The organism is Providencia sp. PROV156 (assembly GCF_028480905.1).
Classification (GTDB): domain Bacteria; phylum Pseudomonadota; class Gammaproteobacteria; order Enterobacterales; family Enterobacteriaceae; genus Providencia; species Providencia hangzhouensis.
The window spans coordinates 33,913-45,658 of the sequence record NZ_JAMPPE010000009.1; the positions used below are offsets into that span (position 1 = coordinate 33,913).

An 11,746-nucleotide genomic window follows, 5' to 3' on the forward strand; every position below is an offset into this window, starting at 1 on the left:
ACGAATATTCGATACAAGTTACCAATAATCATACAAGAGAAAAAGCGAACTGTTGTCAATCTACGTAAAGTTTAACTGCAATACGCACGAATATTCATTGATTTTATAGCAAAATAGAATAAATTTTAGTAATTACTATACTCGAAAGTGTTTTCTAGGAATGTTGAAACATTTTCTTGAAGATATTCAAGGATATTGAACATGTCATTTCGTCAGTTAATAACTGGTGTGATACTTGCTGGTGGCCGAGGCTCTCGAATGGGTGGTCAAGATAAGGGATTGGTACTTTTATCGGGAAAGCCCCTCTATCAACATATTTTAGCACACTTGCAACCCCAAGTTGGCGAAGTACTCATCAATGCAAACCGTAATCAACCGCGTTACAGTGAAAGCCAATTGACGGTTATCTCTGATTTAAATAACCATTTTTCTGGCCCATTAGCAGGAATGCAAGCGGCTTTACACCATGCCAAAACAGATTGGTTACTGTTTGTGCCTTGCGATGTTCCTGCTTTCCCTCTCAATTTAGCGGAAAAAATGTTCAATGAGAAAGAAAAACATTTAGCCTGCTACGCTTGTGATACAGAACGAGAGCACCCTACGTTTGCTTTATTGCATCGCTCACTAAAAGCTCAACTTGATGATTACCTTGCAAGAGGTGACCGTAAATTAATGCTCTTTATGCATGAAATTAATGCAAAAGGTGTTATTTTCTCACCCGAATCGGGTTCATTTGCGAATCTTAATACACTGGAAGATAGCCGTAACTGGGAGTTACAACAAAAAGAATTATGAAGCAAAATACTCTACCCCTACTTGGAATTACCGCTTATAGCGGCACAGGAAAAACGACTCTATTAAAAAAAGTTATCCCTCTGCTTAAGCTGCGTAACGTTCGTGTTGGTTTAATTAAGCACACTCACCATGACATGGAAGTGGATAAACCGGGCAAAGACAGTTTTGAATTACGTAAAGCTGGCGCAAACCAAACGCTTGTTGCCAGTGAAAAGCGCTGGGCGCTGATGACCGAAACCCCCGAAGCTAATGAAATGGATCTACACTATTTAGCCAGTCGTTTCGATCACACAACATTAGATCTGATTTTAGTTGAGGGCTTTAAGCACGAACCGATCGATAAAATCGCATTATTTCGCTCTGAAGTGGGCAAACCTCTCAACGGTTTGATAGATAACTATGTGGTGGCTGTTGCCAGTGATGAAATCATTGATACCAACGTGCCACAATTAGATATCAATAACCCAGAGCAAATCGCAGATTACATTGTGTCTTGGTGGCAAAAAAGCAAGTAACTCTCTGATATTGCGTCTATCGTTTAGATAAAATAGACGCAATTTAGAGATTCATTCACAATAACCTAAAAAACACTCATGACCCGTACTCAACGTTTACTGACCCTATTGCAGATACTCAAAGAAAATCGCTATCCTATTACGGCTGAAGCACTTTCATCACAACTTCAAGTTAGCGTGCGTTCTATCTATCGAGATATTGAATCCCTGCGTGATCAAGGTGCTGAAATTATCGGGGAAGCCGGTATTGGTTACCAATTAAAAGCTGGACTATTACTACCGCCTTTAGCTTTCGATGAAAATGAACTTGAAGCCTTAATATTAGGTTTACGTTGGGTAAAAAGTAACGCAGACACTGAACTAAAAAACTCAGCAATACGGGCGATAAGCAAAATTAATGCTGTAGTTGCAGGTCATTCACAGAAAATCCTAAATCAAAATACCTTATTTGCCCCCACCACACATTTCTATGAAATTAATGACGTCATTGTTAAAGACTTACGTTTAAGTTTACGAGAAGAATGCAAAGCCAAAATGACTTACCTTGATGGGCAAAATCAACCTAGTGAACGAATTATTTGGCCAATTGCCATTGGTTATATGAAAGACTCCCAAGTATTAGCCGCTTGGTGTGAATTACGTGAAAGTTACCGCCATTTTCGTTTAGACCGCATTCAGTCTTATCATGCACTTTCAGATAAACTACCTTACCCCAAAAATTACCTACTAGAGCGCTGGCAAAAAGAAGTCTTGTGCGTCTCTCCTGACAATTTCTGACACTCCACTCCCTTATAGTAAGCACTCAACTTCATATAAGGAAATCACCATGAGCAAACTGGTTCTTTTTACTAATTCAATGTCACGTGGCAACACGGTCGACCTACTATTAAAAATTTTAGATGTTCCTTACAAGCGTATTGAATTAGGTTATGGTGCAGATATGCACACCGCTGAATATCTTGCAATTAACCCTATGGCAAAAGTCCCTGCGCTTGTTGATGGAGATGCTGTTGTCACTGAAACTGCTGCAATTTGTTTGTATTTAGCAGATAAATTTATTGAAAAAGGTTTAGCGCCAGCCCTGAATGACCCTAAACGTGCAGATTACTACCGTTGGTTCCTATTTACTGCAGGTCCAATTGAATCCGCCTTCACTATCAATAACTTAGGGATTCAATTAGATGAAGAACAGCAAAAATCTTCTGGCTTTGGTTCTGTCGAACGCACAATGGCCTGTTTAGAAATCGGTTTAAACAATGCTAAACCGTTTATTTGTGGTGAGCAATTTACTGCTGTCGATGTGTATGTCGGTGCATTTGTGATGTTTTTAGTCAAATACCAAATCATGGAAACCACCCCTGCGATGCAAAAATACCTTGATAGCTTAGCGACTATTCCTGCGATTGCAGAACTGTTGACAAAATAATGCCCAAAAAAAAGCTAAGCTCAAATGAACTTAGCTTTTAATTTAAATAACCAATACTTAACGCATGGTCACAAATTCTTCTGCCGCTGTTGGGTGAATGGCCACCGTATTATCAAAGTCTTTTTTGGTTGCACCCATTTTTAATGCAACCGCAAAGCCTTGTAAGATTTCATCCATACCAAAACCGATACCATGAATACCCACGATTTTTTCTTCTTCACCCACACAGACCAATTTCATACGGCAAGGCTGACGATGCGAAGTGACGGCGGTATACATGGCTGTGAAAGATGACTTATAGCATTTAACTTTATCAGCACCATATTTTTCAATCGCTTCTGGCTCAGTTAAACCAACTGTACCAATTGGTGGGTGAGAGAACACCACCGTTGGGATATTACTGTAATCTAAGTGCTCATCCGGTTTATTATTAAATAAACGTTCAGATAAACGACGACCCGCAGCAACCGCAACAGGGGTTAACTCAACGGCGCCAGTATTATCACCAACCGCATAGACACCCGGTACATTGGTATTTTGGTATTTATCAACCTTGATATAACCTTTTTCATTCAGTGCGACGCCTGTGGCTTCAATATTCAGGTTATCTGTCATTGGTTCACGACCAATAGCCCAAATTAATGCATCGACGGTTTGTTCTTGGCCATTTTCCAATTTTAATGTCAGTGAACCATCTGCATTTTTCACGACTTCTTTCGGAATTGATTCCGTATGCAGTTTAGGGCCTTCCGTATTCATGACTTCCACTAATGTTTCGACAATCAGTGGGTCAAATGAACGTAACGGGGCATGTTTACGCACAAATAAATGCGCCTCTGCGCCTAAACCATTTAATACACCAGCAAGTTCAACGGCAATATAACCGGCACCCACAACCGCAACACGTTTTGGCAATGCTTCAAGTTCAAAGAAGCCATCAGAAGTCATGCCATATTCTGCACCTGGGATAGCAGGGATCACTGGACGCCCGCCAGTTGCAATCAAAATATGGTCTGCCGTGTAGGTTTCACCATTTACCTCAACAGTATGGGCATCAATAAAACGTGCAAAACCATTGATGACATCAACTTTATTATTCCCTAAGACACGGTCATAAGACTGGTGAATTCGGTCAATATAAGCAGTACGACTATCAATAAGTGTTTTCCAATCAAAACGATTAATTGTCGCATCAAAACCATAATCGGGACCATAATTGCGAATAGCTTCCGAGATTTGTGCCGCATGCCACATCACCTTTTTCGGTACGCAGCCCACGTTAACACAAGTCCCACCTAATGCTTTCGCCTCAATTAAGGCACATTTTTGCCCATACATTGCTGCACGGTTCATCGACGCAATACCACCGCTTCCGCCACCAATTGCGATATAGTCGTAATGTTTGCTCATAATTTGGTTATTCCCATTGATTGAATGATTTATGAATGCATTTTCTCGCATCATGCTATTGATTGTCATGGCATAAATAGCGCTTTACGATAGATAACACCTGTTAATTTAATCGGTATTACCTATCAAAAATACAGTTTACTCTGGCACAATCCACTCAACTAACGTATGCCCAGTGCCTTCTGGGACGAGTGTTTTATGTAACCATGGCAGCACATTCTTCATTTGCTGCTCAAGTTTCCAAGGTGGGTTGATCACTATCATACCGGATGCCGTCATCCCACGTTGGTCGCTATCAGGACGTACCGCCAATTCAATTTGTAATATTTTACGAATGCCTGTTGCTTCTAATTGATTGACCATACGCTTAATTTGTTGACGCAATACAACAGGATACCAAATTGCATATATTCCTGTTGCAAAGCGTTTATAGCCTTCCACCACCCCTTTCACGACCGCTTCATAATCCGTCTTCATCTCATAAGGAGGGTCCATCAGCGCAAAGCCACGTCGACTCTGTGGGGGTAATTTCGATTTTAGCTGTTGATAGCCGTCTTCCTTGAAAACTTGCGCGCGGTTATCCCGTGAAAATTCTGTACGTAATAACGGATAATCGCTCGAATGTAGTTCAGTTAATACCAGCTTATCGTGTTCACGTAATAAATATTTTGCTAATAATGGTGAACCCGGGTAATAGCGTAAACGCCCATTATCATTCAATTGGCGCACAATATTCATATACGGCAATAATTCCTCAGGCAAATCAGGTTGCTCCCAAATACGCGCAATCCCTTCAAGATATTCACCTGTTTTTTCTGCATGTTCCCCCGTTAATTGATAACGGCCAGCACCTGAATGTGTATCTAAATACAGAAACGGTTTTTCTTTCTCTTTCAGAGATTCAATGATCAAGCTCTGTACTGTGTGTTTTAACACATCAGCATGGTTGCCTGCGTGAAAGCTGTGACGATAACTTAACATGTAACGTTTGTTTCCTGAGGAAATTCAATACTAGCCACTAAGATGACTATTATTAAATAGGTTCTTTAAAGATAGCCCTTTTGAACAAAAAATAGACCGGATTTATTCATCCGCGTCATTATAGCTAAAATTGACTACAAATGTCATAACCATAGCTGTGTTAAAATTCACATGACTGAAAAGAAATAAAACGCTATCCTAAACACAAATTTTAAAATAAACAGAGGTAAATGATGAATAAACTACTCCTTACAACTAGTATTTGTATTTCCTTTTTTGCTAGCGCATCAGTAATGGCAGCAAAAACACAAAATGGCTGCGAAATAAAGAAACAACGCATTCAAGAACAAATTGATTACGCAAAACAACATGGTAATCAGCATCGAGTTAAAGGCTTAGAAGAAGCATTAGATAATGTGAATCGTTATTGCACTCCAGAATCTTTATATCGTGATAGTCAAAAAGATGTAGCTGAGAAAACAGAAAAAGTGCAGGAACGCGAAGCTGAGCTGCAGGAAGAAAAATTAAAAGGCGATGACAGTAGTAAAATTAAAAAACGTGAAAGAAAACTCGCAGAAGCTCAAGCAGAATTAAAAGAAGCCCAAGCTGAACTGCAAGTTTATAAAGATGCGCTTTAATTTCTAACGCCCCTTTTCCTCTGATTAATTAACCAGTTGCTTTGACTTTAAACAAACGTTCCAATGACTATTTGTCTCTTAAAACAGTCATTGGGATGAAGTTACTGTCCAATTTAAGCTATAGTACTATGCATATCATTCATTTATAGGCATTAAATAGGTCGAAAAGTCAGACAACTTTTAGTTGCGGGAAAAGGGGATTAAATGTCGAATACGCAGGAAGAAGAACAGAAAGATACTAATAAACTGAAAGCGACACTGAATAAAAGTATTGATGGCAGTAAAAAAGCAGTGACCTTCTCAATGCGAGTTGTGAACTTTATTTGTGCAATTCCTTTTATTGCTCACATCATTCGTACCGTGCAACGTTTTAATGACCGAATGGGGAACCAGTTTGGGGCTGCAATTACCTATTTCTCCTTTCTCTCTTTAATTCCCGTTTTAATGTTTTCATTCGCCGCTGCCGGTTTTGTATTAGCCAGTAATCCTGAATTGCTTGAAAAATTAGTTCGTGGAATTTCTGCAAATATTACTGACCCTACGCTCGCAAATACATTAGAAAGAACAATAGACACCGCAATCCGCCAACGTACGACAGTTGGGCTGACAGGATTGGCTTTAGCCGTGTACTCAGGGGTTAATTGGGTTAATAACTTACGTTTAGCTATTTTGGCACAATCACGTTCTGTATGGGAACGTAATGAAGATGAACATGAAAATATTATTTTCCGCTACATTCGCGACTTCTTTGCCTTAATTGGCCTACTTATTGCCTTAATTGTGACAATTACACTTACCTCTGTTGCTGGCTCTGCACAAGCGACGATTGTCAGTACGCTTGGGTTAGATGGTATAGAATGGCTTAAACCTGCTTGGACACTGATTGGTTTAACAATATCAATTACAGCTAATTTCCTACTATTTTTATGGATTTTTTGGATCCTACCGCGTATGCAGCATCGCCGCAGGTCACTATTTAAAGGAACATTGCTTGCAGCTATTGGGTTTGAAATCATTAAATCCATCATGACATGGATTTTACCTAACCTTGCTTCGTCACCTTCTGGAGCTGCGTTTGGTTCAGTACTTGGCCTAATGGCATTCTTTTACTTCTTTGCGCGTTTAACCTTATTTTGTGCAGCTTGGATAGCAACTGATGAGCCAAAAGGTTCATTGGATAACGAAATAATTAAATAACAACTTATTGGGCGGTAAGACAAACCGCCCTACCACTGTTTAAAACTAGCGTTTCATTTCTTCTGCCAACGTTCTAACCAATAAAGACGCAGACATCTCACGAGCTTTCGCCACATTCTGCCCCGCCCAATATGCCGCAAACTCATCGCTACCTGACTTCATTGCTGCTGCATTGAGCTGCTTACCAATATCATAAACCAATGGATAATCAGGTAATTGACTTGTCTCATAGCCGTTACCTGCTCGAATAAATTGATTAGTAATCCCTCTCGCTGGGCGCCCTGAAATAGCAGAAGTTAGTTGAGTGTGATCCGCTGTTTGCAATTTGATCTTAGCTCGATAACCTGCATTCGCGGCAGATTCAGGGCAAAGTAAAAATGCTGTGCCTAATTGAGCGGCAGCAGCACCGCACTCTAAAGCCCTATTGATATCTTGCCCATCCATTATGCCACCCGCAGCAATCACAGGTAAATCAATATGTTGAGAGATTAACGTCACTAATTCATAAGTGGTGAGTTCTTCATCTAAAGCTTGCAAATCAAACATGCCTCGATGCCCTCCCGCTTCAATACCTTGTGCAACAACAGCATCAATTCCAGCCAATTCAATTTGTTGTGCTTCTTGTAAATTCGTTGCCGTCGCCATGGTATAAATACCATGTTGTTTCAATTGCTGTACCACCTCGATGGATGGAATATTAAAATGAAAACTCACTACTGCAGGTTTTGTTTCAAGTAACATAGATAACATTTCTGAGTTATCTAAAAAAGTGTGATAAATTTCATTGAGATAGGTAGGAGGAGTCTCATTAAATTGAGCGAAATAAGGCGCTAAATACTGGCTCCATGCCAGTTCATTATCAGGATGACGTTTCGCAGGTAAATGGCAGAATAAATTGACATTGAATGCTTTACTTGTCAGTGCTTGTGTTTGAGTAATCAATTGGCGAGCTTGTTCTACTGAATTTGCACCTAGGCCTAGTGAGCCAAGCCCTCCAGCTTCTGAAACCGCAGCGGCTAGCGCCGGAGTAGAAACTCCCGCCATTGGGGCTTGTATGATGGGATAACGCAAACCTAACCGTTGTAGAAATATATTCGAGCTATTCATGTTATTTCCTTTACTTCAATGTCTGGGTACATTTTATGTTCTTATATTGAGGATAAACATAGCACCAAATTTATATAAAAAGAAAAAACACTGGCCATTGTGTCATCGCCATATTGTCACTTTAAGCGCATTTAAAGCGTACAGGGATCGTATAGATATGATTAAGATGCCATATATCCTCATCTTAATCATTCAATAATGAGATTATTATGACCACCTCTATTCAACAACTCGAAAATTTAACTTGTGGCGTCGTCCTTTACTATCATAATCAAAGCAAAAATAGCGTGGGTGCCTTCTGTGCTAGAGGAATGGATATTGAAGGTAGGCCTCTTACTGTTGATACACCACTACGAATTGCCAGTAATACAAAGACATTTACCGCAGCTGCAATTTTACGTCTTGCTGAAATGGAAAAACTCAGTATTGATGATGCAATATCTGAATATATTGACCCTCAATATAATACGCTACTCAGTACCCAATATAATACTCACGCTATCACTATCCGCCATTTACTGGAGCACAGTAGTGGCCTGCTAGACCATGCAGATGGTGACTATCTAAAAGCCGTTCTCAAACAACCTAACTATGTTTGGAGCCGAACAGAACAAATCGAAATGTACATGCGTAAACAATTTCCCACGTTTTCGCCTGCAAAATCCTTTATCTATTCAGATACGGGTTATATTTTGCTCGGTAATATTATTGAACGGATTACGGGGCAATCTCTTGGCCTAGCTGTTAGGGAACTTTTGCATTTCGATTCTATTGGTCTCGAGAGCGCCTATTGGGAGTCATTAGAACAACCGCCGCAAATCGCAGCACCACGGGCTCGTCAATATTTAGGTAAATTGGATGGAACACATATTCATGCTTCCATGGATACCTATGGCGGTGGGGGTTTAGTTATGTCATCGAAACAAATGGCTACCTTCCTAGAAGCCTTGTTTGAGGGGGATATTTTTTCATCACCGAACACGCTAAAGACGATGCTTAGTATGGGCTCTCACGAAGGTGCAAAACTTTACCGATTAGGCATTATGGTTAATGTGGTCAATGGTATCACCCTGTATTCCCATTTAGGCTTTTGGGGATCTGTAGCCTATTACGCACCAGAAGCAAAAATCAGTGCGGCAGGATTTGTTGATGACAGAGAGTCGCGAGAGACTCTAATTCGCGTTATTGAATCGCTATTAAGCCAATAACATTAATGAAAAGGTAGCCACTGAATCATTCAATGACTATCTTTTCATATATCTATCTTTTCATGTTTATTGTGAGGTGTGGTTTTCTTCTGCTGGTGCAGCGGGAGCCGCTTCTGTTGGTACTGGCGCAGCAATTTGGGGCCATAACACCTTGGTAAATTTCTGGCGAATTTGTTCTGCATCCATCATTTGTTTATCTTTTGGCTGCGCTAATACAAACGCTGCCTCTTGAGATAATAACCGACGGGCTTCCATATTCACCTGTTCAAGGCTTTGTGATGCCAAGAAAGATTGCCTTAACCGCTGGTATTGTTCAGGAGCAATGTCAACCACCCCATTTTGTTGGGAAATCAAACGTTGGCTAATCAAAACATCAGTACTCGTACGCGCATAGGCTGCAAATAGTTGCGATAACTGCACTTGTTTTTCTTTAAGCATATCGTCAAATAGCTCAGCAGCAATACCATTTTGGTTAATCGATGCAAGCTCACTCGCAACAATATCCGTTACCGCTGCCATTTTTTCAGGTGCTGCTGTCACCGTTAACGTACAACTGGCTTTCTGATATTGCACACGACAATCTAACCCCGGAACAACTTCTCCTTGATTAAATTTTTGATTGAACGCTTTTTGCAAAGAACGATAAACCGCTTCACGTGCTAAATCGCTCGACCAATAACGCAGTAAAACATTTGAGTCTTTAATGGGGAGCCAATCAATATCCCAAATTAATGAAAGCGTATCCTGTGCAGGCTGTTCCTGTAAAATATCAATAGATTGTGGTTTTACCGCCGATAGTACTGCAACAGAAACAGGTTCAGAGCGCCTACCTTCTAATGATGAGAAAGTTTGTGAAATTGAATCAGATAACATTCGAGAATCAACATGGCCCGCTACATATAATGTCATGACGTCCGGTGTGTACCATTTTTGATAAAAAGAATTCACACTATCAAGAGCTACAACATCATTCGGTTTTTGGCCTGGGTCATACCCCATCATCGTTGACCCCTTTAAACGCGCTCGCCAAACGGGATCATTGGCATTTAAAGGAAGTGTTGCAACTGGGACATTTTGTGCTGTCAAACCATTATGTAATGTCGTTTCTGTATACTCAGCTCCTGCAACAGAAGTTGCTAACCAGCTGAGTGCTTGCTTAATTAAGTCCGGGCGATTATTCGGTAAACTTAAGCTATAAATGGTGTAGTCATAAGAAACAACAGCGGGTGGAATTGGCATGTCAGGGTCTGTGGCCTGACGCCAGAAATCTTGTAATGTTGCTGTTGGAAATGCTTCAGTTTGATGAAGCAACGCCATTTTAGGAATGAGGTAACTGTACCCTTTCTCGCTCGCTTTTTCTGTTAATGAGCCTGTTTTAATTGCTAACCTAAGCTGGATACGATCATTAGGACGTTGCGGTGTTTGTAATAATTGCCAGCTAAAGCCATTTTCTAGCTTCCCTTGCTGCCATGCTGGATCAGGTTGTAAAGGCTCAGCTCCCGCTAAATGCGCGACTGAGAATAATACAACACCAATGATATACCGAACTTTCAAGCCCTGCATGTAAACCCCTATGTGTTTTATATCTTTATATTTAACCGCAAATAGCAACAGATAAATTAACGAAAAACGTGAACTTATCGGGTTAAACGATATAGTTTGGCTTTATTCCATTTTTCATTGTTACCGCTATAACGATATTAGACCATAAAGCTGAGTTCATGTTCATGACTTAATCTGATTTTTGCTGTTTTCTTTGACGGTTATACCCTTTTGCAAGTAAACCGAGCTCATCGTCACGATGATATTCAGACACAACAATTTGATTAACTTCAGAATTTGTCTGTAATTCAATTGCGATTTTACGTAGCGGCCTTATTATCATACGACTGACACACCACGTCATTCCAATAGCAATAATGAGTACCAACAATAAATAAGTTGTTGTCATCAAAGCAAGGGTATTTAGCGCAAACCGATAAACACGGTTAGGATCCACTTGTAATGTTAAATACCCTTGAGGCTTCGCTTGCAACACAACATTTCCATACGCATACAATGGTACGGTCATTTCGACAGGGATCCCCACAAAATGGGTAACCCAATTGGGTATCGGCTTCGGCGTTGCAAAGCTTAGGTTCATTACCGTTGTGCCATCAACAGTAATAATCGCGTTTCCCATAATGCCTGATGTCTTTAAGCTTATCAGCAGCCGTTTAACTTCATTAAGGTCGGAGCTTAGGAGGGAATCTGTTAATGGTTTTTGAATTTGCACTACAGCGTTACTGAGCTGGTCTAAATAATCTTGCTTACGTTGTTCAACTAAGTAACTGAATTGAATAGCTAAAAAAAGCGCAAGTGATAGTAGCGTAATCATAAAGAATACGACCATACTTTTTAATGTTAGTGAGCGTTGGACTCGGGTATTCATTTGGCCACAACCTTTCTAATCAAGCAGCTTTTTAAAGA

At 40.3% G+C, this 11,746-nt stretch carries 12 protein-coding genes; 7 read left to right on the forward strand and 5 right to left on the reverse strand.

Translation table 11 applies throughout. The features are described from left to right. The first annotated feature begins 201 nt into the window (after positions 1 to 201). From mobA to PSF31_RS08595, 4 genes are all read left to right on the forward strand, one after another. Positions 202 to 795 carry a molybdenum cofactor guanylyltransferase MobA gene (gene mobA, locus PSF31_RS08580; protein WP_096863563.1) on the forward strand — a complete coding sequence of 198 codons (594 nt, stop codon included), beginning with the start codon at positions 202 to 204 and terminating at the stop codon, positions 793 to 795. Further along, on the forward strand, positions 792 to 1,310 hold the full coding sequence (gene mobB / locus PSF31_RS08585) for a molybdopterin-guanine dinucleotide biosynthesis protein MobB (protein WP_096863562.1): 519 nt from the start codon (positions 792 to 794) through the stop codon (positions 1,308 to 1,310). Before mobA ends, mobB begins: the two co-directional genes overlap by 4 nt. Positions 1,311 to 1,388: 78 nt before the next feature. After that, on the forward strand, positions 1,389 to 2,087 hold the full coding sequence (locus PSF31_RS08590; RefSeq protein WP_096863561.1) for a helix-turn-helix transcriptional regulator: 699 nt from the start codon (positions 1,389 to 1,391) through the stop codon (positions 2,085 to 2,087). Positions 2,088 to 2,136: 49 nt separating this feature from the next. Continuing rightward, entirely contained in the window at positions 2,137 to 2,736 is a 600-nt protein-coding gene (locus PSF31_RS08595; protein WP_096863560.1) for a glutathione S-transferase family protein, read from the forward strand. 57 nt (positions 2,737 to 2,793) lie between these two features. On the opposite strand, the gene gorA is transcribed toward PSF31_RS08595, so the two are convergent. Both gorA and PSF31_RS08605 read right to left on the reverse strand, forming a co-directional pair. Further along, on the reverse strand, positions 2,794 to 4,146 hold the full coding sequence (gene gorA, locus PSF31_RS08600; RefSeq protein WP_036958623.1) for a glutathione-disulfide reductase: 1,353 nt from the start codon (positions 4,144 to 4,146) through the stop codon (positions 2,794 to 2,796). 138 nt (positions 4,147 to 4,284) lie between these two features. Then, positions 4,285 to 5,127 carry a 23S rRNA (adenine(2030)-N(6))-methyltransferase RlmJ gene (locus PSF31_RS08605; RefSeq protein ID WP_096863559.1) on the reverse strand — a complete coding sequence of 281 codons (843 nt, stop codon included), beginning with the start codon at positions 5,125 to 5,127 and terminating at the stop codon, positions 4,285 to 4,287. A 233-nt stretch (positions 5,128 to 5,360) separates the two neighbouring features. Here PSF31_RS08605 and PSF31_RS08610 point away from each other — a divergent pair, with 233 nt between their 5' ends. Next, on the forward strand, positions 5,361 to 5,765 hold the full coding sequence (locus PSF31_RS08610) for a DUF1090 domain-containing protein (RefSeq protein WP_036958592.1): 405 nt from the start codon (positions 5,361 to 5,363) through the stop codon (positions 5,763 to 5,765). Between the two features lie 204 nt (positions 5,766 to 5,969). Beyond that, positions 5,970 to 6,962, forward strand: coding sequence for an inner membrane protein YhjD (yhjD, locus tag PSF31_RS08615; RefSeq protein WP_004262608.1), 993 nt, complete (start codon positions 5,970 to 5,972; stop codon positions 6,960 to 6,962). 45 nt (positions 6,963 to 7,007) lie between these two features. Here yhjD and PSF31_RS08620 read toward each other — a convergent pair whose 3' ends face one another. Further along, positions 7,008 to 8,069, reverse strand: coding sequence for an NAD(P)H-dependent flavin oxidoreductase (locus PSF31_RS08620; protein ID WP_096863558.1), 1,062 nt, complete (start codon positions 8,067 to 8,069; stop codon positions 7,008 to 7,010). Between the two features lie 209 nt (positions 8,070 to 8,278). On the opposite strand from PSF31_RS08620, the gene PSF31_RS08625 reads away from it, so the two are divergent. Then, positions 8,279 to 9,277 carry a serine hydrolase domain-containing protein gene (locus PSF31_RS08625; protein ID WP_176489280.1) on the forward strand — a complete coding sequence of 333 codons (999 nt, stop codon included), beginning with the start codon at positions 8,279 to 8,281 and terminating at the stop codon, positions 9,275 to 9,277. Positions 9,278 to 9,343: 66 nt separating this feature from the next. On the opposite strand, the gene PSF31_RS08630 is transcribed toward PSF31_RS08625, so the two are convergent. Both PSF31_RS08630 and PSF31_RS08635 read right to left on the reverse strand, forming a co-directional pair. Then, a complete protein-coding gene (locus tag PSF31_RS08630) occupies positions 9,344 to 10,840 on the reverse strand; it encodes an insulinase family protein (protein ID WP_036958594.1) in 1,497 nt (498 codons plus the stop codon). Between the two features lie 169 nt (positions 10,841 to 11,009). Beyond that, positions 11,010 to 11,708 carry a HAMP domain-containing protein gene (locus tag PSF31_RS08635; protein WP_036958595.1) on the reverse strand — a complete coding sequence of 233 codons (699 nt, stop codon included), beginning with the start codon at positions 11,706 to 11,708 and terminating at the stop codon, positions 11,010 to 11,012. Positions 11,709 to 11,746 lie beyond the last annotated feature (38 nt).